Origin of the sequence: Pontibacter fetidus (assembly GCF_010119545.1) — a bacterium.
Taxonomy (GTDB): domain Bacteria; phylum Bacteroidota; class Bacteroidia; order Cytophagales; family Hymenobacteraceae; genus Pontibacter; species Pontibacter fetidus.
This window is the reverse complement of record NZ_JAAEAA010000006.1, coordinates 38,082-63,639: the sequence shown is the minus strand read 5'-3', so window position 1 is coordinate 63,639 and position 25,558 is coordinate 38,082. Positions and strand designations below refer to the sequence as shown.

At 44.5% G+C, this 25,558-nt stretch carries 23 protein-coding genes; 7 read left to right on the top strand and 16 right to left on the bottom strand.

What is annotated here, in order from left to right:
* Positions 1–181: 181 nt before the first annotated feature.
* The 7 genes from dapA to GWO68_RS06065 form a co-directional block, all read right to left on the bottom strand.
* On the bottom strand, positions 182–1,051 hold the full coding sequence (gene dapA, locus GWO68_RS06095) for a 4-hydroxy-tetrahydrodipicolinate synthase (protein WP_162345540.1): 870 nt from the start codon (positions 1,049–1,051) through the stop codon (positions 182–184).
* Between the two features lie 76 nt (positions 1,052–1,127).
* Positions 1,128–1,748, bottom strand: a complete 621-nt coding sequence (locus GWO68_RS06090) for a hypothetical protein (protein WP_162345539.1) — start codon at positions 1,746–1,748, stop codon at positions 1,128–1,130.
* 227 nt (positions 1,749–1,975) lie between these two features.
* The gene (locus GWO68_RS06085) at positions 1,976–2,710 is read right to left on the bottom strand and encodes a LytR/AlgR family response regulator transcription factor (RefSeq protein ID WP_162345538.1); all 735 of its coding nucleotides are present in this window, start codon (positions 2,708–2,710) and stop codon (positions 1,976–1,978) included.
* Complete coding sequence (locus GWO68_RS06080) at positions 2,707–3,735, bottom strand: sensor histidine kinase (protein WP_162345537.1); 1,029 nt, start codon at positions 3,733–3,735, stop codon at positions 2,707–2,709. Before GWO68_RS06080 ends, GWO68_RS06085 begins: the two co-directional genes overlap by 4 nt.
* Before the next feature lie 516 nt (positions 3,736–4,251).
* Positions 4,252–6,261 carry an NAD-dependent DNA ligase LigA gene (ligA, locus tag GWO68_RS06075; RefSeq protein WP_162345536.1) on the bottom strand — a complete coding sequence of 670 codons (2,010 nt, stop codon included), beginning with the start codon at positions 6,259–6,261 and terminating at the stop codon, positions 4,252–4,254.
* Between the two features lie 781 nt (positions 6,262–7,042).
* Positions 7,043–7,531 (bottom strand): DUF4920 domain-containing protein, encoded by a 489-nt coding sequence (locus GWO68_RS06070; RefSeq protein WP_162345535.1) that lies wholly within the window; start codon positions 7,529–7,531, stop codon positions 7,043–7,045.
* A gap of 100 nt (positions 7,532–7,631) precedes the next feature.
* Positions 7,632–8,207 (bottom strand): hypothetical protein, encoded by a 576-nt coding sequence (locus tag GWO68_RS06065; protein WP_162345534.1) that lies wholly within the window; start codon positions 8,205–8,207, stop codon positions 7,632–7,634.
* A 241-nt stretch (positions 8,208–8,448) separates the two neighbouring features.
* On the opposite strand from GWO68_RS06065, the gene GWO68_RS06060 reads away from it, so the two are divergent.
* Positions 8,449–9,075, top strand: coding sequence for a cytochrome c oxidase subunit 3 (locus GWO68_RS06060; protein ID WP_162345533.1), 627 nt, complete (start codon positions 8,449–8,451; stop codon positions 9,073–9,075).
* 2 nt (positions 9,076–9,077) lie between these two features.
* On the opposite strand, the gene GWO68_RS06055 is transcribed toward GWO68_RS06060, so the two are convergent.
* Both GWO68_RS06055 and GWO68_RS06050 read right to left on the bottom strand, forming a co-directional pair.
* Positions 9,078–11,282 carry a gliding motility-associated C-terminal domain-containing protein gene (locus GWO68_RS06055; protein ID WP_162345532.1) on the bottom strand — a complete coding sequence of 735 codons (2,205 nt, stop codon included), beginning with the start codon at positions 11,280–11,282 and terminating at the stop codon, positions 9,078–9,080.
* 124 nt (positions 11,283–11,406) lie between these two features.
* Entirely contained in the window at positions 11,407–11,928 is a 522-nt protein-coding gene (locus GWO68_RS06050) for a hypothetical protein (RefSeq protein ID WP_162345531.1), read from the bottom strand.
* A 251-nt stretch (positions 11,929–12,179) separates the two neighbouring features.
* Here GWO68_RS06050 and GWO68_RS06045 point away from each other — a divergent pair, with 251 nt between their 5' ends.
* A complete protein-coding gene (locus GWO68_RS06045; RefSeq protein WP_162345530.1) occupies positions 12,180–12,641 on the top strand; it encodes a hypothetical protein in 462 nt (153 codons plus the stop codon).
* 102 nt (positions 12,642–12,743) lie between these two features.
* On the opposite strand, the gene GWO68_RS06040 is transcribed toward GWO68_RS06045, so the two are convergent.
* The 3 genes from GWO68_RS06040 to GWO68_RS06030 form a co-directional block, all read right to left on the bottom strand.
* Positions 12,744–13,175, bottom strand: coding sequence for a DUF2147 domain-containing protein (locus tag GWO68_RS06040; protein WP_162345529.1), 432 nt, complete (start codon positions 13,173–13,175; stop codon positions 12,744–12,746).
* A 673-nt stretch (positions 13,176–13,848) separates the two neighbouring features.
* The gene (locus GWO68_RS06035) at positions 13,849–14,223 is read right to left on the bottom strand and encodes a hypothetical protein (RefSeq protein ID WP_162345528.1); all 375 of its coding nucleotides are present in this window, start codon (positions 14,221–14,223) and stop codon (positions 13,849–13,851) included.
* Positions 14,224–14,298: 75 nt separating this feature from the next.
* Complete coding sequence (locus GWO68_RS06030) at positions 14,299–14,898, bottom strand: C40 family peptidase (RefSeq protein WP_162345527.1); 600 nt, start codon at positions 14,896–14,898, stop codon at positions 14,299–14,301.
* 244 nt (positions 14,899–15,142) lie between these two features.
* On the opposite strand from GWO68_RS06030, the gene GWO68_RS06025 reads away from it, so the two are divergent.
* From GWO68_RS06025 to GWO68_RS06015, 3 genes are all read left to right on the top strand, one after another.
* Positions 15,143–15,562: a hypothetical protein gene (locus GWO68_RS06025; RefSeq protein ID WP_162345526.1), complete on the top strand. Its 420-nt coding sequence runs from the start codon at positions 15,143–15,145 to the stop codon at positions 15,560–15,562.
* Positions 15,563–15,641: 79 nt separating this feature from the next.
* A complete protein-coding gene (locus GWO68_RS06020) occupies positions 15,642–17,453 on the top strand; it encodes a M61 family metallopeptidase (protein WP_235941962.1) in 1,812 nt (603 codons plus the stop codon).
* A 347-nt stretch (positions 17,454–17,800) separates the two neighbouring features.
* Positions 17,801–18,286: a hypothetical protein gene (locus tag GWO68_RS06015; RefSeq protein WP_162345525.1), complete on the top strand. Its 486-nt coding sequence runs from the start codon at positions 17,801–17,803 to the stop codon at positions 18,284–18,286.
* Between the two features lie 14 nt (positions 18,287–18,300).
* On the opposite strand, the gene GWO68_RS06010 is transcribed toward GWO68_RS06015, so the two are convergent.
* Entirely contained in the window at positions 18,301–19,725 is a 1,425-nt protein-coding gene (locus GWO68_RS06010) for a Glu/Leu/Phe/Val family dehydrogenase (RefSeq protein WP_162345524.1), read from the bottom strand.
* 284 nt (positions 19,726–20,009) lie between these two features.
* Between GWO68_RS06010 and GWO68_RS06005 the strand changes: the two genes are divergently transcribed.
* Complete coding sequence (locus GWO68_RS06005; protein ID WP_162345523.1) at positions 20,010–20,489, top strand: hypothetical protein; 480 nt, start codon at positions 20,010–20,012, stop codon at positions 20,487–20,489.
* A gap of 80 nt (positions 20,490–20,569) precedes the next feature.
* Here the strand turns inward: GWO68_RS06005 and GWO68_RS06000 are convergent, their stop codons facing one another.
* From GWO68_RS06000 to GWO68_RS05995, 3 genes are all read right to left on the bottom strand, one after another.
* Positions 20,570–21,169 carry an FKBP-type peptidyl-prolyl cis-trans isomerase gene (locus tag GWO68_RS06000; protein WP_162345522.1) on the bottom strand — a complete coding sequence of 200 codons (600 nt, stop codon included), beginning with the start codon at positions 21,167–21,169 and terminating at the stop codon, positions 20,570–20,572.
* 123 nt (positions 21,170–21,292) lie between these two features.
* Positions 21,293–21,424: a hypothetical protein gene (locus tag GWO68_RS17900; RefSeq protein WP_262887474.1), complete on the bottom strand. Its 132-nt coding sequence runs from the start codon at positions 21,422–21,424 to the stop codon at positions 21,293–21,295.
* A gap of 178 nt (positions 21,425–21,602) precedes the next feature.
* On the bottom strand, positions 21,603–24,989 hold the full coding sequence (locus tag GWO68_RS05995; RefSeq protein WP_162345521.1) for a methylmalonyl-CoA mutase family protein: 3,387 nt from the start codon (positions 24,987–24,989) through the stop codon (positions 21,603–21,605).
* Between the two features lie 344 nt (positions 24,990–25,333).
* Between GWO68_RS05995 and GWO68_RS05990 the strand changes: the two genes are divergently transcribed.
* Positions 25,334–25,516: a hypothetical protein gene (locus tag GWO68_RS05990; RefSeq protein ID WP_162345520.1), complete on the top strand. Its 183-nt coding sequence runs from the start codon at positions 25,334–25,336 to the stop codon at positions 25,514–25,516.
* Positions 25,517–25,558 lie beyond the last annotated feature (42 nt).

Sequence of the window (25,558 nt, the reverse complement as noted above, 5' to 3'; positions counted from 1 at the left end):
GTGTGAACTACATGTGGCGTCACGCCACTTTATACTTGTTATTCATTAAAACAGCCAGAGTCCGTTGGTAACTCACACTCGCGGGACGCGAGCGAGGGTTTTGTATTAAGTAAAACACTTCAAAAAACAGAAAAGCCAGGTTCTTCGCCTGGCTTTTCTGTTTTATAGTTTGTGCTATAGTTTAGATAAGTTTATACAGCCTATCGCGGAGGCCAGCCGATGCTTCTACTAAAGGCAGTCGTACTGCAGGCTCGCAAACACCGAAACGCTCCAGCAACGCTTTAACACCAACCGGGTTACCTTCTTCGTACATCAGCGGGTTAATGTCTATAAAGTCGAACAGCAGTTGGCTGCCTTTGGTATAGTCGCCGTTCAGGGCGCTGCGGGTCATGTTGCTGAATTTTTCCGGGAAGGCATTGGCCAGCACCGAAATAACACCTACTGCACCAAACGCGATCATCGGCACTGTCAGCATATCATCACCAGAGATCAGCATAAAGTCGGCTGGTTTGTGTTTGGCAATGGCCATGCACTGCTCCAGGTTACCGGATGCTTCTTTTATACCGATAATGTTCGGGTGTGCAGCCAGTTTTAGCGTGGTGTCAGCAGTTACGTTGCTGCCTGTGCGGCCCGGCACGTTGTAAAGTATAACCGGCACCGGCGATGCATCGGCCACAGCCACATAATGCTGGTAAATACCCTGCTGCGACGGCTTGTTATAATATGGGCTCACTGAAAGGATTGCGTCAATGCCATCCAGGTCGGTAGTTGCAAAGCTGTTTAGTAACTCTTGTGTATTGTTGCCACCAAGGCCATAAACCAACGGCACACGCCCGTTTACGTGTTGTTTTATAGTTTGCAGCAGCTGCTTCTTTTCTTCGGCAGTTGTAGTAACCGACTCGGCAGTTGTACCATTAATTACGATATAATCTACGCCGCCATCCAGCACAAAGTCCAGCAGCTTTGCAAGGCCGTTATAGTCTACAGCCAGGTCTTTTGTAAAAGGCGTTATCAACGCTACGCCCGTTCCTTTTAATCTTTCCTGAATCATCAATTTAAAATAAGAACTACGAAGTTCTGATTATGTATTGGTTTGTGCAAGTTTTTTGGTTGAGATCAATATTTGTTTACTCTTGTAGAACTGACAATTCTTGTAGTAATTTTATAGTTTGTATTGCCTTCTGTAGGTTTGGATCATTAGAATAACATTTTGCGAAATAACTAGGCGCGTAAAAGTCAGCCCTCTTTATGACTGATTTACTTATAAAATAAAAAGTATTTTCATCTCCATCGTCTATGCCACAAATATCATCTGTATTAACCTTACTTACTTTTATATTCCATAATTGCTTTACCTTTAGTTCCTTCCAATAATCCTGAAGTATCGAAGGTTTAATATAATGTGCAACCAAGTATCGGTTTGTATCTGGTAAAGTTTGATCATACTTAAAATCTTCTTTAGCATAGAGCTTATGCAAGTCACCTGGTAATGAAATGCCTTGAGCTTGACGATATGGATTAGCGTATGTAAAAAAGTAAAGTTGGTTTTTATACTTTGTTACTATGATGTAATTAGGTTGTGAGTTCCAATTTGACCAACGATGGTAAATAATGGTACTATCATAATTGGCCTGGAAGAACTGATGTAAAGGAGTAATCTGCCTGACTTCCTGAGCAAGTGCAAACTGTACTTTCAGTAATAATACAGAAGCGAAGACGACTAAAATAACTATAGTCTTGTTCTTCATAAATAGTAAAAGTAGTTCAATTTATCTGCCAGATATCCTTACTGGAAGGCCATAAACAGGGGCGAGTTTCTCATCATTTAACAGTCATTACTAATTCGTAATTTTAGCCGTTGTTGGTGTTTTCACCAACAACTATACTTCCGCTTGATTTCTTGCTGGTGAAAACACACAGCAAGGGCGTCTTACGCTTCAAGATCAATTATTCATTACTCAAAAGTAATTACTCATTACATTATATTATTCTCTTCCACCCACTTCAGGAACTGGTCTTTGTAAACTTCGCCGATCGGAATTTCTTTCTGGCCGATGCGGATGCGGCTTTTCTCGATGCTGTCGATCTTTTGCAGGGCAACTATAAAGGAGCGGTGCACGCGCAGGAATTTAGACTCCGGTAGTTTCTCCATCATCTTGTTCATCGATAGCAGCGTGATGATCTTCTGGTCTTTTGTCTGGATGATCACATAATCCTTCAGGCCTTCAATCCAGAGTATATCCTTAAAATCAACGCGTATGGTTTTGTAGTCGGCCTTCACGAACATGAATTCCTGCTCGTGTGCGGCGGCCTGTGGGGCTATAGTTTGTTCGCCTTGTTTCGGGTGGCGCTGCTGCATGCGTTCCTGCGCCTTGGTTACTGCCTTCAGGAAACGGTCGTAGGGGATAGGCTTGAGCAGGTAATCTACGGCATCGTGATTAAAACCTTCCATGGCGTACTCGGGGTAAGCCGTTGTGAAAATTACCAGCGGCTGGTGCTTAAGTATGTTCAGGAACTGGATGCCGGTCAGCTCGGGCATTTCAATATCCAGGAACATCAGGTCGATCTGTTCTTCCTGTAGCACCTGCATGGCCTCGGTGGCGCTGGAGCAGGTTTTTACCAATTGTAAATAAGGCAGCTTACTGATGTAGCTTTCCAGGATGTCGAGAGCAAGCGGTTCGTCGTCTACGGCAATGCAGCGGATAATCATAGTTTAGGTGCGTTTGGTGTTTGGAAGTATAGTTTCATGGTGGCGTAAAATACACCGTCCTTGTCTTCAAAAGTAAGCGTGTAGCGGTTTGGGTACAGCAGTTTCAGGCGCTGGCGCAGGTTTTCGAGCCCGATGCCTCCAAAGTCACGTTTTTTATGGGTACTTATGTTGTTTACTGTGCTAAACTGCAGTTCGTTATCTGTAACCTTCAGGTTTATAAGTATACCAATCTCGTTCTTGCTCACCAGGCCATGTTTAAAGGCGTTTTCCACCAGCGTCATCATCAGCATAGGTGCAATCTGTTTGCCTTCTATTGTTCCTTCAATGTTAAACTTTATACTTGTTTGTTCGCGAAGACGCAGCTTTTGCAGGTCTATAAAGTTGTTGATATGGTCTACTTCTTTCTGCAGACTTACCAGCGTATCGTTACTCTCATACAACATGTAGCGCATTAGCAGCGAGAGCTTCATAATGGCGTCGGGTGTATCGGGGTGCTGCTTGTAGGCCAGCGAGTAAATGTTGTTGAGGGTGTTAAACAAAAAGTGGGGATTTACCTGCGATTTCAGGAAGGCCAGCTCTGCCACCAGTTTCTGGTTTTCCAGCTCTTTGTTGCGGCGCTCGTTGCGTATGTAGTTGCCCGTAACTTTTAAGCCAGAACTGATAAAAACCAGCATCAGTCCGCCCAAGCCATACTGCAGCAAACGTTCATAAGTATATACAGCCTTCATGTTCGGGTTAAAATCCCGGAACACGTAATAGTCCATCGGCGATTTTGCAAGGCCATATAGAAGGAGCAGCGCCAGTACGTTTAAAACATACAACATCAGTCGGTTACGGGCAAGGTACCTGGGGATCAGGTAAAACCAGTTGATATAAAAAATAAGGAGCCAAAACACCAGCCCGACCAAAACATCAGCTATACGGTGTGGCGTAAGGGCTTTACTGTCATTTATATAATAAAAAACCCATGCCCCGAAAGCAAGCCACACAAAAATGTGCAGAACGATCTGGTATCGCTTTTTCATGGTAATTTCCGGGAGAACAAAAGGTATTGCTGACAAGGTATACTTCGGTTTCGGGTTAAAAGCAGGTTAAGACAGCGGATGCTTTATTATACTGGATAAAGATAAATAAAATTAATACAGCTTTTGCTATACTTTGTACGCCCTTCTATAGACAGCTGAAAATTGCCTGCCAAGCCGTACTTTTAAAAGATTAACGCGCGCTTTATCACGCTGTTAGCTCTTGCTTACACTTGCAAAGCAGTGTTATTTATCGGCTAATCGGGTATTGTAGCAGATAAGCGCTTGCCCGGCAGTATGCTATAGTTTGTCTATAGTTTTGGGCTGTTGGTATAATGTATTTTGATGGAAAATATAAGATGCTTCCTTTGTATAAAACCAGTTACCTGTATGCATGCTGCAGTGCGTAGGGGTAACAGATTTTGGTCATTAACATTACGTTTGTTGTTTGTTTTTGCAAGTAGCGCCACCTGTTTTACAAGTGGCGCTACTTTTTTAAGGCTAAACTATAGTTTAAGATTACTGGATCATCGCTAAAAACTGATCTTCCGAAAGTATAGTAATGCCAAGTTTGTTGGCTTTCTCGAGTTTGGCAGGTCCCATTTTGTCACCAGCTACCAGGTAAGTTAACTTTGCCGAGATAGAGCTGACCACTTTTCCGCCATGGCTAACTATAAGTTGTTGCAGTTCGTCGCGGCTTATCGTTTCAAAAACCCCGGATATTACAAAGGTTTTGCCTTCCAGCTTATCGCTCTGCATTTCGGGTTGCACTTTCTCTGATTTAAACTCAAGCCCCGCAACCTGTAACCTTTCCAACAGTATCGCATGGCCCGGTTCAGCAAAATACTCCTGAATAGAGTTCGCAATGCGACCACCAATTTCGTTTACAGCAATCAGTTCTTCGTAAGTAGCACCACGTAACGCAGCTATATCCGGAAACTGATCGGCCAGCTTTTTAGCTACCGTGCTGCCTACAAACCGGATGCCCAGCGCAAAAAGTACCCGTTCAAAAGGCGTTTCCTTAGACTTGGCAAGGCTGTTCAGAATATTGTTCGCTGATTTCTCACCCATTCGTTCCAGGTTTGCCAGTTGCTCAAAGGTCAGGTCATACAAGTCGGCTACGTTGCGCACATAACCGGCTTTGTATAGTTGCTCCAGCGTTTTAGGTCCCAGCTCATCCACGTTCATCGCTTTGCGGCTGATAAAATGCTCCAGCTTTGCCAGTATCTGTGGTTCGCAGCCTTTCTCGTTCGGGCAATAAAACTGCGCTTCGCCCTCAACACGCACCAAAGGCGTATGGCAGGCAGGGCATTCGGTCGGGTAAACGATTGGGGTACTGTCAGCCGGGCGTTTGGTTATATCTACCCCGGTAATTTTAGGGATGATCTCGCCGCCTTTCTCTACAAAAACGATATCGCCCAGTCGCAGGTCCAGACGTTGTATTTCGTTGGCGTTATGTACCGATGCACGTTTTACCACCGTTCCGGCCAGCAAAACTGGGTCCAGTAAAGCAACAGGTGTAACGGCCCCAGTTCGTCCTACCTGGTATTGTATGCCCTGTAGTTTGGTAGCGGCGCTCATGGCAGGGTACTTATATGCAATTGCCCATCGCGGACTCTTCGCCGTAAAGCCCAGTTCTTCCTGTAAGGCATAGCTGTTTACTTTTACCACTACACCGTCGGTAGCAATAGGCAATTCGTGACGTTTCTGTTCCCACTCGTTTATATACTCCAGCACTTTATCTATAGAACTGCACTTGCGCCAGGTATCGGATACTTTAAAGCCCCATTTCTGTATTGCTTCCAAACTTTCGGAATGCGTATCGAATGGCATGTTGGAGCTTTGGAAACTATAGGAGTAGCAACCCAGTTTGCGGCTGGCAACTATACTCGAGTCCTGCTGCTTTAGAGTGCCGGAGGCTGCATTTCGGGGGTTAGCGAGCAACTGTTCGCCATTTTCTTCACGTTCCTGGTTCAGCTGCTGAAATACCTGTAGAGGCAAAAATACTTCCCCGCGCACTTCAAATAGGTCCGGGTAACCCTGGCCGTGCGCTTGCAGTGGTATATCGCGTATCGTGCGCACATTGCTGGTTATATCGTCGCCGCGCGTTCCATCGCCGCGGGTAGCGCCCTGTACTAAAATGCCGTTTTCATAGGTTAAACTGATGGCTACCCCGTCAAATTTCTGTTCGCACACATATTCTACTTCGTGTCCGATGGCTTTCTGTACCCGGTTATCAAACTCACGCAGGTCTTCTTCGGAGTAGGTGTTGCTCAGCGAGAGCATCGGGTAGCGGTGGAAAACGGTTTTAAAGCTTTTGGTTATAGTTCCGCCAACACGCTGGGTAGGGGAGTTGGGTAATCTTAGCTCCGGGTGTTGCTCTTCCAGTTCCTGCAAGCGCTTCAGCATCATATCAAACTCAAAGTCTGGTACTTCTGAAATGCTGTTCTGGTAATACTGGTAATTGAGGTAGTTTATGCGTTCGGTCAGCTGTTTTACTTCAGTTGCTACGTCTTGTGGTGTTGCCATAGTTCGGGGTTATACTTCACGTAAAAATATCTAAAACCGCTGTAGCGAACAACGTGAAAGTTAAGGAAGATTGTCAGTGAGTGATATAACTTATAGTTTGATCCCGAGTGTTAGTTGCGAGACCTCATGTGTTTTATAGGTTAAGGCTATGGTTTTTATTTGTGTCATTCCGAGCGAAGCCGAGGAATCTTATGTGTCCTATAGTTAGAGTTTATACTTACTTGAACTAAGTTATCTTTTCAAACTTCTTGTATTCCTGGGAGCTCTACTTACCTATCGTTTCATCTTTAGCATTGGCTCCCTCACGGCCGTGAGGCCCCGTCTTCGGGCATCGCGCTGCTGCCTTCTTGCTATCCTCCTGCGTCGGACTGCCTGACGGCACCGCAACAAGTCAAAGGCGCTCAACCCAAAGACTGCGATCTTTCATCTATTGACAGCTTAGTTATAGTTTGAACTGATAAGCTTCGAAATTTATCATGGTTATACTTTCGTAGGGACAGGTCGCGACCTGCCCGCGCATGGTCTGTAACTATAGAACTATAGTTGTAACTATAGCAGTAGCAGAAAGTCCCCCTTTGAAGGGGGCAGGGGGATGACTAACACTAACTATGAAACTATAAAGCAAACTATAACTAATGCAGCAATTCCCCTCTTGAGAGGGGTTAGGGGTGTGTTAACTCCCTCTCCTGTTTTTAGGAGAGGGCTGGGGTGAGGTAAAACTATAGCTCTCTGAAACAAAAAAGCCACCCGAAGGTGGCTTTAAACTATAGGTTAAGAACCGTTATTTTAACTTAACGCCATCGGCTACAAAGCGCAGTTCTTCTTTAGGGGTTGTGATGGCGGCTATTTCGCGGGCTGTTTTACCGGCATCTTCGGCGTAGTGGCGCTGGTCTTCAACTGAAATAACTTCGCGCTTGGCAGTGCCTGTAAATACAACTGTTTTTCCTTTCAGGTCTTTAACAGGCAAAAAGAAACCGTAATCCCGGAAAGTAACTTTCATGTTGGTGTTGTCAGCCAGTTTTACATCCATCCAGCAACCTTTAGATTGGCAACTCTCTATAATTTCGCCGGAAACAGTAGCCTGCACTGAGTCCTTGTCTGCTACTGCGTCTTGTAACTGCGTAACCGAAAGCAGGTTCTGCTCTTTAAAATCGGTACCAAAAACATTGGTTTCAGTCGGTTTCTGTGCAACCTGAGCGTCTGTCTGTGGCTTGTTGCAGCTAGAAAGCAGTACGCATAGCAACGAAACAGAAAAGAGTATCTTGATCATGGGTGTGTTGTTGTGTTGTGCTGTAAATATAACAGTAGCCGGCAATAAATGCTATACTTACTTATTGCCTATAGTGCTTAACATCCAAATTGCCTGTAGTTTAGTATTGGTCTATCCAGCGGGCATTACTGATGTTGATGAGCAGCCGGCCCGTTAAAACAGGTATGTACCGTACAGGTATACTCGCATCAAAGTTAGAAAGCCGCAGATCGAAGTTAGTGCCAAAGCTAAGCCGGTTGCGGTCGGGGGCAAAAACTATAGGTATGCGGGTCTGGTTCGTGATGCCTTGCAACGTAATGTAGGTGCGTTGGGTCAGGGGTTCGGGGTAAGGTTTGCCGCTACTGATGATCTCCTCGGGCACATCGATCTGGAAAGCAAATTCCGGGAATTTGGCACCGTATAACACTTCATAAGCCATGCTGGCTGGAATGGTATCGCTGGTCGGTGCCAGCGAATTTACCATAACACTGCACTCCAGTTGGTCAGTAAGCCGGTTGTAGCGCACCAGTAAATCCTGCGACTTAAATTCATACCTGCCCTTAGGCCCTTCCAGTACTATGGTTATGTAGTTGTTAGAGGTATAGGCCCGCTGCGCCTGTGCACTTGCAACCGAGTTAAAAGCCAACATAAAAATCAGCAGTAAAGCAATCTGGTAACGTAATGGTGTGGCAGGCATATGCGGCGTGGTTTAGATATTCCTTCTAACGCAAGCCAGTTAAGTTGGATGAACAATCCCGCTTAAATATTTAATCTTCTGAACTGAAGTGCTATATTGTTGCCTCCCAGATGCTTATACCTTAAAGTATATTTATCTGGTAGTATGCTAAACAAACAGAAATCCGTATAGGTATATAAACTGAAAGTGTACAAGCGTTTTGAAGCTGCCGGTGTGCGCCGGTAATCTTTTTTTACTACCAATGGATTCAGATAAAAAAAATAAAGTCGGTTCCAGGCAACTTTCTGCCTTTAAGCAAATAGAACGGATGCACCCTATCCGGATGCTGCTTTACCTGAGTATGGTGGGCATTGGCGTACTGTTCTTTATTTTGCTGGTAGCGTTTATCCGTACAGGCGGTTTCCAGGGCGAAAATGTACAGCTTCCGAAGTTCTTTAGTATCAGTACTGTGTTGTTGCTTTTCAGTAGCTATACTATAAGCCGCGTGCCGGGCATTTACCGCAAAGATAAACTGCATAAAATGACGCGTTACCTGGGCGCAACGCTGGTGCTGGGTTTGCTTTTTATAGGAGCACAGCTGCTGGGCTGGCGCGAAATGACATCGGAGGGTATTAACTTTAGTGGCAAAGCATCCGGAACCTATTTATACCTGATTTCGGCCCTGCACATTCTTCATTTGGCTGGGGGGCTTATTTTCCTGTTTTTCCTGTTCTTTAAAACGGCCCATGTTGCAACCGACAGCGTCCGCAGCCTCATCTACATTCGGGACCCATACCGGCAGTTGCAGTTAGCTATGCTGAGCAGTTACTGGCATTTCCTCGATTTTATGTGGCTTGGGTTGTACCTGGTATTTTTGTTTATGTTTTAGAGCTAGCGAACTATAGTTACACTGCCTTTGTACTGTGTGCTGCCAAAATCAATCACGTAAAAGTATACCCCGTCATTTACGCCTTTGCCGTCCCATTTAAAGTTAGTCTGGTTACTGCGGTAAACTTCATTGCCCCAGCGGTTCATCACTTTTATGCCTGCAAACCTGGCCGAGCAAAAATCTGATGGCAGATCCGGGATTTCGAAAAAGTCGTTCAGTCCGTCGCCGTTTGGGGTAAAGATATTTGCTGGAATAAAATCGCTGAGCAGAGGCACCCGCACTTTAAACTCCAACGTAAGCACAGGCTCCGGTGCCGGATTACAGGTTTGTTCATCCAGTATAAAATTAACTTTTACGGTGCCTTGTGCAGCCATCTGGCAATTGGCTATTAGTTTAAATACCCCCTGGGTGTGGCCGTTGCCGGGCGTAGTTGTAAATTCCATGCCCATATCAGCCAGGTTAAAACCTTCGCCAACGGCCTGCAATTTTAGCGGGTCCAGGTCTATATCATCGCCAAAGAGGTTTGCTTCAAAAGGTTCGTTCAGGTTAAGTTCGTAAAGTATAGGCGCTTTGTCTGAGGTTAAGGTAGGGGCGTTGTTCGGGGCTTTTATCCTGAATTCTATGGTTATAGTTTGGTCCGGAGACGGAAAGCAATTGTCTTCTTTTAACGTAAAAGTTACCCGCCGTACCGCCTGCTCTTCGGAGTTACAGACTACAGGCCAGGTAAATTTGCCGTTTGCTGCACCTTTGCCGCCTGTGCTGCTAAACTGCATGCCGGCCGCTTTCATATCAAATCCTTCGCCTTTGGCACTCAGCGTTAACCCGTCCAGGTCAATATCGCGGCCCAGTACATCCATTTCAAAAAGCTGGCCTCTTTCCAGGGTTATTATGTTGGTAGCAGGGTTAGTAGAGATGGTCGGAATTTTATTTGTGCTTTCCATTTTATAGCTAACCCGGATGGTATCCTGCCGCGGAAGGCTGCAACCATCATCCTGCACGATCAGGTCGAGCATGTAAATTTTGTCTTTCGAGTCAAAGCAATCGGCAAAGCACATGCTGGCTTTTAAGGTGTCTGGAGTGCTGCCTTTGTTTATAGTGCCTTGTAGGGTTCCGGACAAACTATAGTTTGCCGCACTGAAGTTAACCGGTACGGCCTTTAGCGATACAAACTCTGTAAAATCCGGGTCTGTGAAGTAAATTTCTACACATTGTTTGCCGTTCGGAATCACCTGCAGCACTTCGCCTTGCTGGTAAAACGTTTTTTTGTCTTTTTCGCGGGCCAATACTTTTGGGCTCTGGTTTTTAGGGCAGTTCAGGACAAGCACCTGGAAATCGCGGCGCACTTCGCCTATCTTTTTCTTTTTCCTGAACTCCTGCACCCGGATGCCAAACACATAAAGGCCCGTCTGGGTGGGCCGCATGGTAAGCCGCCCGGACCGGCTGTTGATGTTAACGGGTGGGTTGCCGAGCACCTGGTTATTGGTATTGTAGCCTTGCTCCCATTGTATTGTTGGGTAAGGGGCCGGTTTGGGTTGTACCTGTTCAAATCCTCTTGCGCCATAAAAGGGCATGGCTTCGGAGGTAAAACCATTCAAAGGGGTAATCATATCATACACCAGCGAGTCGCCATCCGAGTCTGTGCCGCCAAAGTCGAAATAAAATAGTTCGTTTACGCAGGCATAATCGCTGAGGGGCGGAAATAGCCTCGGAGAAGAATTCTGAAAGAAAACACCGTTTTGCATAACTGCCGGAAACTCCATATAAAAGGTTTGGGCAGCGGCTTCGGGTTTGATGATGTTATTGATCGTATTGTTGCGGCAGCACCGTTCCCAGGTAACATAATACCCGGCCGGGTTATTAAATACAGTAGGGTTTAAATAGATCTGCTCTGAATAAACCAGTTTACTTGTTTTCAGCTCGCCTATAGTACACTCAATATTAGTGTAAGGCACATTAGTTACTGAACGTAGTGGCATAGCTTGTTGCCCTACCCAGCGGTTACTTCCTTTCTCAAAAACATTTACAACTATAACATCATCGCGGGCACCGGGGTCTCCGTTAATTTCGTCGAAGTATAAATTAAGGCTAAGTCTATAGTTGTTTCCGAACAGGTATTGCAGTTCAAATTCGCCGCCTACAATGTGCGTAGCGTTTGCAGTAACAGCGCAAAGCAATACAATAAACCATGAGAGTAAATAATGCTTCATGCAGTTACGTTTTTGAAATGCGAACTATAGAATATGTTACACGTGCGTTTACTGAGACAGTCTACGCCTAAACTAGAACTTAATCTTAGTAAAATTAAAGGAATCTCAACTATATACGTTACCGCTAATTTTCAGTTAGTTGCAGTACGTTTGTTAGCAGGTCTGAGAAGGGAAGGGGAGCGCTGAAATATGTATCAGTAAAGGTATCGGTAATAAACCGTATATACCCCGCGTGTTGGTTTACGCGCGTAAAATCGATAAGGATGTTGCCGTATAGTTGGTTGCAGATAGCGGTGCCCGGCAGGTTTGCCGGTAGCGGTGTAAGCAGATAGGTCTCGGTGTCCTGGGTATAGCGTTCGTGTTTAAGTTTGCGTTTGTCGGTGCTGTGCAGCTGGTAGCCCTGCTGCAGAACCTGGTCTTTCAGGAAATCAAAAAAGTAAGAGAATTCGGTCGCATCTATAGTTGGCGCATAAAATAAAATAACGCCCTGTCGGTTACGTTCCTCTATTAACTGCACGCGGTAGCTGCAGGCAATGCCCGCTTTTTTATAATGGCAGGCTTTATAAAAATTAGTGACCAATTCACCATGCGCACCCTGTTTCAGCCATGCGTTGTATCGGGCCTGGTAACGGTCAGATCGTTGCAAAATAGCGCATTGCGGCTGATTATGAAACAGCCCCAACAATCGTTTAAAAAATCCGTTTAACGACATTTAGAAATTTAAAGCAAAAACACCTGTTGCCCTTAATAGTTTAGTATCTTACACGCGTCAGGTATAGTTTGCAGTTAATTAAGTTTATCAATCAGAATTTGATGTTTCAATTACCATTCCCTTTCGGGACTCTGGTACATAAACCGGATATGGAAGGTATGGTTTAAACTTATACACAGAAGAACATGGTTGCACAGGAATTAGAACTTAAAAAAAGGCTGTTGCAGGAATGCACAAAGGTGCTTAACACCCAGATAAAAGCAGCGAAGGACGCGATGGACGATGCCCAGGAAAGCGCCAACGAACACCAGGGAGCTATTGAGGATAAATTTGAATCGTTCAGGGAGGCTTGCCAGATACAACGCGACATGTATGCCCGCCAGCTGGACGAGCTTATTACGACTATGAGCGTACTGAAACGTATAAATGCTACCAAAGAAACCAAAGAAATAGCTTTTGGTGCCGTAGTGCACACTAACTTACAGAATTATTTTATCGGGGTAAGCCTGGGGCAGATTGAAGTGGATGGGGAAACCTTTTTTGCTATCTCCGGGATGTCGCCGGTATTTAAAGCCATGGCAGGTAAAACCGAGGGCGAAACGTTTGAATTCAGGGACCAGAAGTATAAAATTGAGCATGTAATTTAACGCAGGTTATAACCTTACAACGTAAATTGAAGTACATACTACGGTAAAGGGTTAAAAAGAAAGGCTGGCAAATTTGCCAGCCTTTCTTTTTTATAGTTTGGTTTATTTAACGCGTGTCCAGTTCTGGGTTCTGCCAATCAGCGATATGCCGATGTAACCTTTTACTTCCATTTTGTCTTTACCGGTCATTTTCATGTAGCAAGAGTAAGTCTTTCCGCTTTCCGGGTCGTAAATGGTACCATCATCCCATTTGTTGTCGCCGTCGTACTCAAAACCTTTCATAAATTCTAACCCAAGTAGCGGACGCTTCTGAAGTTTTTTGTCCGGGTTGTTATCATCCATTTTTGGCTTACCGTTACGGAGCGGTTCTTTTAAGGTAACCAGTTTGCCACACAGTTGCTCGCCACATTTATAAATTTCAAAACGGGCTTTGCCTTCTTCGTTTGTCCAGATGCCAATCGGAGATAATTTCTGGGCCCATGCGCAGGTGCTGAACAGCATGAGAACCACTAAAGTAAGAAGATGTTTTTTCATGATCGGTTAGTTGTTTGATTAATGCAACGAAAAATAACAAAAATAATTCATTTAGTATAGCGCTAAGGGCATTTAAGGTATTTTTAATACTTGCGGTCCTTTATTAGCAGCCGTTGTTATAGTGCTTCTGCAAATACTATTCCCTAAATTATAGTTAGTAAATACAAAGCATTATCAGTGCTAAAAGTTATACTTTTGGTAATCAAGTGTTTATGTTTAAAAATGCGTTGTTGCTTGTTTTAAAGTGGTTTTATATGCTGCCTACCGAAATAAATACCTAAAAAAACTTAAAAAAATAAGTACAACCCTTGTGAACTTAATGGCGTTTATTTAGCTTTAGTAATAAGTTATGTAGCGAGTGCTACGGCTCTGGTCTAACAACCTTATCATATTCGGTCGGAGGTTCAGGGTTTATGTTGGACTATAGAGAAAGGAGGTACAAATGTCTAATCCCAAACAAGTTTTATCGAGCCTAAGTAATTGTATTCACGTAATCTGTGAGTCGGCTTCGTAAACGGGATTTTTGCTGTTTGCACAGCTTAATATTACTGAAGGTCTTCGGATGGTAACCTGAACAACAGGAAGCCGCTTGTTAAGACTTTTTAGGATTCTGAAACACCTGGTGTAACTTGACGGGCTACATCAGGTGTTTTGCTTTTATACCCGTCTATAGTTACAGGTCGTCTTTGTAAATGGTGTTGTTGCGCAACCTGCGTTCCCGCATAAAAGTCCCTATAAATACACCCACCGCTACCAGGCAACTTACTCCCATTACAAACAAAAGTATATGTGTCGTGTCCCAGGTTTCGCCGGCGGCATTCAGGCGCATAATTACAATTATAGCTGCCAGCAAGGTAAGGGCAGTTACTGTGTGCGTTACAAAGCGGTTATGCTTGCGCAGATGATAGGTACAGGCCAGCAACATAATACCCAGCCCCGGCGCTACCAAGGCCAGCAAAGGCCTGACAGGTTGAATAAAGTATACAGCGAGCCCGGCAACTATAAGTATAGTTGCGTTGATAGAATTGATGATGTAGGGGTGTAGCATACAAAAAGGGTTTTTCGGGTACAATGCTTTGTACGAGAAAAACCCCTCAGGTTGCGGTAATCGGTTGGTGTATAACTATAATACTCTTCTGACCTGCAGAAAGCGAACATCGTAGCGGGTGCCTTGCACTTTGCTTATTTTTACTCCTCCGTTTGAGGATGAATGTACAAATGAGATCGTGTCACCGGGTTCTGAGATAACGATGCCCACGTGGCCAGGCGTTCTGTCGTTTTCATCTGTTCCGGTAAATATTACGAGGTCGCCGGGAGCGGCTTCCGCCTTAGAAACTGGCACCCCCTCGTTTGCCTGCATATCAGACGAATGCGGGATGTCCATGTTATAGTTGTCGAAGACATGTGTTACAAAGCCAGAGCAATCAAATCCGGCTGGCGTGATGCCGGCATACAGGTAAGGCGACCCGATCAGGCTTTGCGCATACTCCACAATAGCATACGGCTCAGCTTTTGCAAAATTGCCTGCCGATCTGGTGGTCTTATCCATTCGTATCCACTTATCTTCAGTTGCAGGAGTAGCTGCTTTAGTTTCGATTACTTTAACTATAGTTGCCTGCTCAGCAGTATACTTGTTAGTTGTGTTTGTGATGTTATAGCCAAAGAGCAGCAATAAAATCAGCAACACTACAGGAGCAAGCATTAACATTACATTCTTTTTCATAGCCAGTGGGTTAGTTTAGTCAGGTAACTTTCCAATACCATGCCAAAAGGCTAAAGTTGGGCAGTTACAAAATAGGGCATACTTTATTATAAGACGCCTTTACCTTATAAAATGCTTCTTTTACCGCTAAAAGTTCATCTTTTACCACCTTTCAATAATATGTAAGAACAAATACAGCGATAACATAGGTTTAATAAGAATTAATATTATATTTTTGTAACATAAAATTTAAATGTTCTAAGTAATGGTGCTTTTTAAGTCAAGAAATTTTACTGTTGACTTACCTGATGGCAGGCAGTGGGTTTGTGTGAGTTGTAACGCTCTGCCTGACTTTAAAGAATTTAAAGAAGGCTTGATGAATGCATTGGATTACGTTAGAACAGGGCGCTTAAACTTCTGGCTATTTGACCTACGAGCTATAGATGAGTTGAAGGAAGAGGAAGAAACCTGGCTGCAGGTACAGTTCTTTCCGCAATTAATGATGCTTGGCCGCGAAAACTATATAGCCCTGGTAGTTTCAGAAGCCTGTTATGAGAGGATGCTGCAGGAAGTGGGGGCATATGGCCTTAAAAGCTACAATTCATTTATCATTATCGATACGTTCTGCCACGTACCCGAAGCCGAAGCCTGGCTTCGTTTCCACCAGTCAAATCCAGTAGAATAGGGGGCAACTATAGTTCTGTAATTTTGAAAACAAGCATATTTGTTGTAACATGCTTTATAATCAAAATTTAAACTATAACATGTTTCGCACACTAAACCACCCTAAACTTTATCTGCTAATACTTCTATTGTCGTCTGTAAGCCTTGTTTCCCCGGCTTTTGCCGCAAACCTGCGCTATACCTTAGAAATGCCGGAGCCGCATACCCATTATTTCCAGGTATCGGCTGAGGTAGAAGGGGCAAAGAAAAAATACATCGATTTTACAATGCCTGTTTGGGCGCCCGGCTCATACCTGGTGCGCGAGTTTGCCAAAAACGTGGAAGGCTTTACGGCCACTGACGGAAAAGGTAAAACGCTTCGTGCTGAAAAAATCGATAAAAATACCTGGCGCGTTTACAGTAACAGGGCTTCTGAGGTAAAGGTAAACTATAAGGTATATGCTTTTGAGCTTTCAGTTAGAACCAGCTTTCTGGATGCATCGCATGGGTATGTAAATGGTACAAGCATTTTTATGTATCCTGAAGGATTTGAAAAGCAGGCCGGCACCCTGGTTGTAAAACCGCATAGCACGTTCAGCAAAATTTCGACGGGTCTTACAAGTACCGGCAAGTTCACCTATAGTTTCCCTAACTACGACATCCTGGCCGATTCTCCGCTTGAGATCGGAAATCATGAAGTTTATACTTTTGAAGCTGGTGGTGTACCGCACGAAGTAGCCATGTATGGCGAAGGCAACTATGACCCGGAGCGTTTAATGGCCGACATGAAGCGTGTTACCGAAGAAGCGATTTCTGTTTTTGGCGAACTGCCAGTAGACCGTTATGTATTTATTGTGCATAACCTGCAGCGTGGCGGAGGCGGCCTGGAGCACCTTAACTCTACTACCTTACAGACCAGCCGTTTTAACTATGGCACTGACAGCGGTTATACTGGTTTCCTGAGCCTGGTAGCCCACGAGTATTTCCACCTCTGGAACGTAAAGCGTATGCGCCCTGCACCTCTTGGCCCGTTCAACTATAACGAGGAAAACTATACCAAACTGCTTTGGGTATCGGAAGGCATTACAAGTTACTACGATGACCTTATTGTACGCCGCGCCGGCCTTACCTCCGCAGATCGTTACCTGGACGTAGTGGCAGGAAGCATCAACGCAGTTGAGAATGCTCCTGGAAATGCCGTACAACCTGTTAGCGAGTCGAGCTTTGATGCCTGGATTAAATATTACCGCCAGACAGAGAACTCGAATAACGCTGAAGTATCCTACTATACGAAAGGTGGTGTGCTGGGCCATTTGCTCAACATGGAGATCATGAAAAGTACTAACGGAGAGAAGTCGTTGGATGATGTGATGCGTTACATGTACAACCGCTACTATAAGCAGCTTAACCGTGGCTTTACCGAAGCCGAGTTGAAAGAAGCGATAGAGCGTGTTGCCGGGCATAATGTAGATGCTTTTTTCAGGGATTATGTGAACGGCACCAAGTCCCCGGATTACTCTGATTACTTTAAAGCAGCAGGCCTGAAAATGGTAAACCTGAATGCTGGGACAAACATAGGAAGTTGGGGAGCAACCACCTCATTTAACGACGGCCGGGTTACCGTTTCGGGGGTATCTAAAGGTAGCAGCGCCTATGAAGGCGGCCTGAATGTAAAGGATGAAATAATTGCAGTAAATGGCTATCGCGTAGGCAACGACCTGGACCGCTACGTAACTGGCGTTAAGCCTGGCGAAGAACTGGAAGTACTGATTGCCCGTGATGGTATTTTACAGGTACTGCAAATTAAAGTGCTGAAAGATACACGCTCGCGTTTAAAGTTTGAGAAGTTACAAAACCCTACGGCAGAGCAGGTAAAAATATACAATAAATGGTTAGGTATAGCCGGTGCGTAAACCCGTAATTGTGCTATAAAAACAAAAAAGAGAAGTATGGTCGTAAAAAGTCATCCTTCTCTTTTTTGTTTAAAATTGAGCAGGAAACAGATTATAACTCCAGTTGATCAGGTTTGCTTAAAAATGATACTGACTAATACAAAAACGTGTTATATGCTTCAGTAAACTATAGTTTTAGCTTTTATCTCCGTATTTATTGTGATAATGCATGGCCGTTATATACGAACTACTACTTAGCAAATAAGTTTAGTTTAAAGTTTTAAAGGAATAGGTAATATAGTGTTTTGTTTATTCTTCAGGCAATGCAATTAAGCATTTTGTACTATCATTTATAATGTATATATTTCGTGCAAATTGCTTATATTATTGCTCGTGATGGCATGGTAGTACATTCTTCAACATATTCTGACATCATTTTTGACAGTGAATTAGAAATATTGCAGGTTATCTGGAAAGCAAAGCCTACGGACAGCGCTTTTAAAGAAACTTACCTGCAAGGTCTTTCTTTTGTGCAGGAAGTACAGCCAGTAATGTTGTATTGTACTGATCTTACCATAATCGGGCCACTGGAGCGCGAGCAGGAGGCATGGCTTAACAATGTTTTTTATGGCAAATTGCACGATGCTGTAAAACAAGATGTGTTTACTGCTGTTGTTTTTACCGAAGCGCATTTCAAAGCCATCATCACGAACTATGCCGCAACTGAAGCTGTAAACACACAGGACTTCATGCTTTTCAATTACTTTACCGATAGAGCAGAAGCCTTGCATTGGCTTGAGAGCGTAAAAAAAGGCCAGGATGCATCTTTATTCCCGATCTCTTTACATATCTAACTGCTACATCCTTTTTAAGGAAATATACCCAAAGCCTCGTAACTTACCCCGATCTTCTCAATAGCTGTCAGAAACGCAGCCGTCCGCATATCCGGAATTCCCTTCTGTCGCATGGTTTCTCTTATCTCGTGGTAGGCGTTTATCATCGTATCTTCCAATCCGGAGCGTACCAGGTTTACTTCATCTGACCCTTGCGTAAGTATAGCTTTTTCCTGAGCAGTCATGGTTTTGCCTGAAGCAGATTCTATGGCGTTTACCAGGCGTTTATAGCTGGCTTCTTCTGCCCGTTTGCCCATGCGGCCAAAGCGCACATTCGATAGGTTCTTGAGCCACTCAAAATAGGACACTGTAACACCGCCTGCATTTAAATAGAGATCTGGTAATATAACAATGCCGTTTTTCAGGAGAATTTCTTCTGCTTCCTGGGTAACTGGTCCGTTGGCACCTTCGGCTACAATTTTGGCTTTTACTTTTCCGGCATTACCCAGGTGTATCTGGTTTTCTAACGCTGCCGGTATAAGTATGTCGCACTCCATCTCGAGCAAGTCGAGGGTATTTTGTATGTTTTGGCAGTTTTTAAAGTTCAGGATAGAGCCTGTTTCATTGCGGTGTTTGAATACTTCTTCTACATCAAGGCCTTCCGGGTTGTAAATACCACCTTCGCGCTCGGCTATGCCTGTAATAATGGCGCCATCTTTCTGGCAGAACCAGGCTGCGTTATAGCCAACATTGCCCAGTCCCTGCACAATTATGCGCTTGCCCTGCATGGTAGTGCCTTCTAAATTTTTGCCTTTTAAAAGTTCAGTATCGGCCAGTGCTTCCCGTATGCCAAAATATACACCAAGCCCGGTTGCCTCAGCGCGGCCACGTATACCACCTTGCCCTACAGGTTTGCCGGTAACACAACCTAATGCATTGGTTTCGCCATACTTCAGGGCCTGGTAGGTATCGGCAATCCAGGCCATTTCGCGGCTGCCTGTTCCGTAGTCTGGGGCCGGTACATCCATGCCAGGGCCAATAAGGTTTTTCTTTATCAGTTCGGCGGCATAGCGTCTGGTTACTTTCTCCAGGGTTTTAACAGAGCTTGTTCTGGGGTTAATTTTTACGCCGCCCTTAGCTCCACCAAACGGTACATCCACTACTGCACACTTAAACGTCATTAGGGTGGCCAGTGCCTTCACTTCGTCTTCATCTACCTGCATACTAAAGCGAATGCCGCCCTTAGAAGGTAGTTTATGGTGGCTATGCTGCACACGTATGCCTTCTATTACCTCAATCTTACCATCTACTTCAACCGGAAATGAAACTTTGTAAACACTGTTGCAGACTTTTATTTGCTCGAGTATACCCGGAGAGAGTTTAGAATATTTGGCAGCATTATCAAAATACTGATGTACACTGTGAAGGAATTTGGCTCCTTCGTTTTCATTATCAGCCATGTTTATAATGGTTTAGTGGTTCGCATAAGACTGATTTTAGAACGATATAGCAATTGTTTTGTTCTGTTTAACTTTTTATGCCTGTATTTTAATCTTAAGGAATAAAATATTTCGGGGATAAGCTGCGTTATAGGGATGGTAATTAAGTAAGTATTAATTATAAATAATAGTAGTATAAGTTAATATTATCTTGCTTAGTAACTATAGATAGCTTATACTTGTCTACTTATTTATTACCTCTGCTATAGTTTCCTAATCAGTCAGTTAAAACGCGTAGCCAACGTATGTTAAATCAAACTGTATTCCAGTTACGGGGTAGCCAGGTAGTTTCCGGTACCTATTACCCGGACGACGAGCATGTTACAGAAAATCTAAAAGTGTTATATCATCCTGCAACCGGAATATTGCATGTTAAATGGCAGGGACAGGTAGGTACCAAGGAGTTTCGGGAAGGTTATACACACATTTTACGTATGGTCAGAGTGTACAAACCTTCAAAATGGATACTGGACCTGCAAAACAGGGAGTTGATCCACAAAGACGACCAGCTCTGGGTGTTTAAAAATATCTTTCCACAGATATTGCGGATGCTGCAGCAAGATGTGTTTATAGCTGTTATTTTGCCTGTGTATTTATACGAGAGCCTGATACATGACATGGATGGCGATGATTTTATAGATAACGGCAACTTGCTTATCATGAATCATTTCCTGTATTACGAAGAAAGCCTTCGCTGGCTGGAGGAAGTACAGGTATCGAACTGAGGTAATCTATAGTTTAAACTATAACAGAAAAGGCCAGGCTACATAAGCGCCTGGCCTTTTCTGCTTTGCTCCGATAGGTATTAATGCACCGATATCAGCTCTACATCAAAAATAAGTGTAGTGTCCGGACCTATTACGCCACCTGCACCCTGCGAACCATAGGCTAAATCAGATGGAATGTATAGTCTCCACTTGGCACCTTCCTTCATCAACTGTAAGGCTTCTGTCCAGCCGGCAATAACGCCGTTTACCGGGAATGTTGCCGGTTGCCCACGCTCATACGACGAGTCGAACACAGTGCCATCAATCAGGGTGCCGTGGTAATGTGTAGTAACTTTATCAGATGCTGACGGCGACTTGCCTGTACCTTCGTTTATGATCTCGTATTGCAGGCCGCTTGGCAATGTTTTAATACCTGCTTTATTTTTATTCTCAGCTAAGAATGCTTCGCCTGCTTTCTTGTTTTCTGCGCCAGCTGCGCCTTGTTTTGCACCCATTTCATGCTGTAACTCCATCATGGCCTGCTGTATCTCTTCCTGCGACAATGAAGACGGCTTACCTTCCAGCGCTTCTTTCATACCTGTATGAAATGCCTCTGCGCTTACATCTATTCCTTGTTTTGTAAGGTTGCCTGCCATGTCGCGGCCAATAATGTAGCTGATCTTTTCTTGTAATGTCATGTTTTGTTGATATATGATAGAAAGTATAAAATTACCAGTTAAGATGGTTTTTACCTAATGTGCTTATAAACGGTAAAAGCGAACCGTAAGGCTCGCTTTTACTTTAATTTAATATGTGTTAATTTATAAATATAGGTGTACTTCCTCATCCGAAAGGTCTATATGTATATCATGTGGAGTCAGCCAGCTTTTCATAAAAAAGCCGAACGTTGTGCCTATCAGCAGCAACGAAGATATGGTTGAGAGTCGCTTCATGGGAATTGTATTGTAAAGGGTTTGGTACTAGCTATAACGGCAGAATGTGCTCAAGGTTGCTTACCTATATAATTAAACCGTTAAGCTATAGTTATGAATTAGTTACCTGCTGTTATAACAAAAAAGGAGCCAGTGTTAACCAGCTCCTTTGCATTTTAACTATAGTTTAAATTATAGCTTACATATTTCTGCGGTACTGACCACCTACCTCAAACAAGGCGTTGGTAATTTGGCCCAGTGAGCAGAATTTTACGGTTTCCATCATCTCTTCGAAGATGTTACCGTTGTTGATGGCTACCTGTTGTATACGCTTCAGCATTTCGCCAGACTTATCTTCATTGCCTTTTTGCAGCGCCTGTAGCATAGAGATCTGGTATTGCTTTTCTTCTTCAGTAGCACGGATAACTTCCTGCGGAATTACAGTAGGAGAGCCTTGCGAAGAAAGGAACGTATTTACCCCAATGATCGGGTACTCGCCGGTATGCTTCAGGGTCTCGTAGTATAAACTTTCCTCCTGAATCTTGCCTCGCTGGTACATGGTTTCCATTGCACCCAATACACCGCCACGCTCTGTAATTCTGTCAAATTCTAACAACACTGCTTCTTCTACCAAATCAGTCAGTTCTTCGATGATGAACGAACCTTGCAGCGGGTTCTCGTTTTTGGCAAGCCCCAATTCACGGTTGATGATCAGCTGGATCGCCATCGCACGACGAACAGAAGCTTCTGTAGGCGTGGTAATGGCTTCATCGTAAGCGTTTGTGTGCAGGGAGTTACAATTGTCGTAGATTGCGTACAGCGCTTGCAGTGTCGTACGGATATCGTTGAAGTCGATTTCCTGTGCGTGCAGCGAACGGCCGGACGTCTGGATGTGGTATTTCAGCATCTGCGAGCGGGCATCGGCGTTATACTTGTGCTTCATCGCCTTCGCCCAGATTCTGCGTGCTACACGACCGATAACCGCATACTCCGGATCGATACCATTGGAGAAGAAGAAGCTCAGGTTTGGCGCGAATTTGTTGATATCCATGCCGCGGCTCACATAATACTCTACAAACGTAAAGCCGTTTGCCAGCGTAAAGGCCAACTGTGAGATTGGGTTGGCACCAGCCTCTGCAATATGGTAACCGGAGATAGAAACCGAGTAGAAGTTACGTACGTTCTTATCAATAAAATACGACTGTACGTCACCCATCAAACGCAGCGAGAATTCTGTAGAGAAAATACACGTATTCTGCGCCTGATCTTCTTTCAGTATATCGGCCTGTACCGTACCGCGCACTGCTGCCAGTGTACGGGTTTTGATCGGCTCGTATACTTCGGCAGGCAACACCTGGTCACCGGTTACACCCAGCAACATCAAACCTAAGCCATCGTTACCTTTTGGCAGTTCGCCCTGGTATCTCGGACGCTCAACGCCTTTCTCTTTATAGATAGCTTCGATCTTTTTGTTGATCTCATCTTCCAGGCCGTTTTCTTTAATGTAAAGTTCGCATTGCTGGTCGATGGCAGCGTTCATAAAGAAGCCGGTAAGGATAGCCGCCGGACCATTGATGGTCATAGAAACCGACGTCATCGGGTCGGCCAGGTTAAAGCCAGAGTATAGTTTCTTGGCATCATCCAGGCAGCAAATGCTTACGCCTGAGTTACCGATCTTACCGTAAATGTCCGGACGGAAATCCGGGTCTTCGCCGTATAGTGTAACCGAGTCAAAAGCGGTAGAGAGACGCTTGGCAGGCATACCTAAGCTTACATAGTGGAAGCGACGGTTAGTACGCTCTGGTCCGCCTTCGCCGGCAAACATACGGGTAGGGTCTTCGCCTTCGCGCTTGAAAGGGAACACACCCGCTGTGTAAGGGAATTCGCCCGGTACGTTCTCCTGCAGGTTCCACTTCAATAAGTCACCCCATGCTTCGTAGCGCGGCGTAGATACTTTTGGAATCTGTAGGTGAGAAAGAGATTCAGTATGCGTCTTTATCTTCAGTTCTTTATCACGAACCTTGAACACGTAGAACTCATTTTTATAAGCCTGAACTTTGTCTTTCCAGTTTTCAAGTATTTTCTTGTTCTGTCCATCTAAGCTCAGCGCTACTTCGGCATAAGCTTCTTCCAGTTGCTTAACCAAGCGGTCTTTGTCAGCAATTTCTATACTTTGAACTGCTTCGATCGACTTTTTAATGCCGTAAAGTTTCTGCGCTACTTCCGCCTGGTCCTTGCTCCATTTGTCGTAGTTTCGGATGGTCTCTGAAATCTCAGAAAGGTAACGCGTACGGGCAGGAGGGATGATGTATACTTTCTCCGACATCTCCTGCGAAGTGTGCAGGTTAGAGTTGAACTCTACACCGGTTTTCTCCTGTATCTTCGCCATTACCGCACGGTATAGGCGATTCATGCCCGGGTCGTTGAACTGCGACGCTATAGTTCCAAATACCGGAATATCGTCGTCGTTCGTATCCCAAAGCTGATGGTTACGCTTGTATTGCTTCTTCACATCACGTATCGCGTCTAAAGCGCCACGCTTGTCGAATTTGTTCAGGGCAATGACATCGGCAAAGTCCAGCATGTCGATCTTCTCGAGCTGCGTGGCGGCACCGTACTCCGGCGTCATCACATACAAACTCATATCCGAGTGCTCGATGATCTCGGTGTCCGACTGACCGATACCTGAAGTTTCTAGTATAATTAAATCGAAATCAGCAGCTTTTACAATGTCCACGGCGTCCTGTACATACTTGCTCAGGGCCAGATTGCTCTGGCGGGTAGCTAGTGAGCGCATGTAAACTCTGTCATTTGAGATCGAGTTCATGCGGATCCTGTCACCTAGCAAAGCACCACCTGTCTTACGCTTCGATGGGTCTACGGAGATAATAGCAATTTTCTTGTCCGGGAAATCCAGCAGGAAGCGGCGAACCAGTTCATCTACCAGAGATGATTTACCGGCACCACCAGTACCTGTTATACCTAAAACCGGAGTCTTAACTTCTTTGGCCTGCTCTTTAACTTCATCAAGTATAGCTCTGGCTTCTTCCGGGAAGTTCTCAGCAGCTGAAATTAAGCGGGCAATTGATTTGGGGTCTTTGTCGCGCAGGTGCTTTACTTCGCCATTCAGGTTCTGGCCTGTTGGGAAATCGCACTTCTGCAGCATGTCGTTGATCATGCCCTGCAAGCCCATAGCGCGTCCGTCGTCCGGGGAGTAAATTCTGGCTATACCGTAACCGTGTAGTTCTTCAATTTCAGACGGTAGGATAACACCGCCACCGCCACCGAAAATACGGATATGGCCGCAGCCGCGCTCGCTCAGCAGGTCATACATGTACTTAAAGTACTCGATGTGGCCACCCTGGTAAGAGGTAATGGCAATGGCCTGTGCATCTTCCTGAATCGCGCAATCCACGATCTCCTGTACCGAACGGTTGTGACCTAAGTGTATCACTTCTGCGCCCGATGCCTGAATAATACGACGCATGATGTTAATGGCAGCGTCGTGGCCGTCGAACAAAGAAGCAGCTGTAACTATACGGATATGGTTGACAGGCTTATATGGTTCTACTGTAGTAAATGACATACTTTAGTAATACGTTTTATCAAAATATGATGCGAAGATAGGACTAAGATTTATAAGATTAAAGGATGCACAGCATTTGCGATAAATCCCGATACTATAGCTATAGCATAACACTAGTTACACCGCTTATAAAGTAGCTCAGAGCATAAACCAAACTACAATTCCGGACATAGATTTTTTCAGCTAAAACACCCTTGTTAACCATAGTAAGGTATTGTAAATGAGCTGGCGATTACATATTATTGTAGTAATATCCAATTTACGATGCAAGTAGATTACCCTATCTGTACCTCTTTAAGAAGTATAGCAGACCTGTAATTTCTAACCTTTTTAAAATATAATTTATGAGATTTACTGTTTACATTATTGGGGCTATCGTGGCCATGCTTATCATTTTGGCTACACTTTTTAAACAAATGCACTGGGCAGGGGCAGATATGCTGATCGTTCTGGGTTGGTCGCTGGCAGCTTTGTTATTTGTACCTGCTTTCAGCATTTACAAGTATAAAAAAGGCAAAGTAGCTTAAATTAGAGCTAAATTAATGACACAGCGCCGGGCAGAAATACTA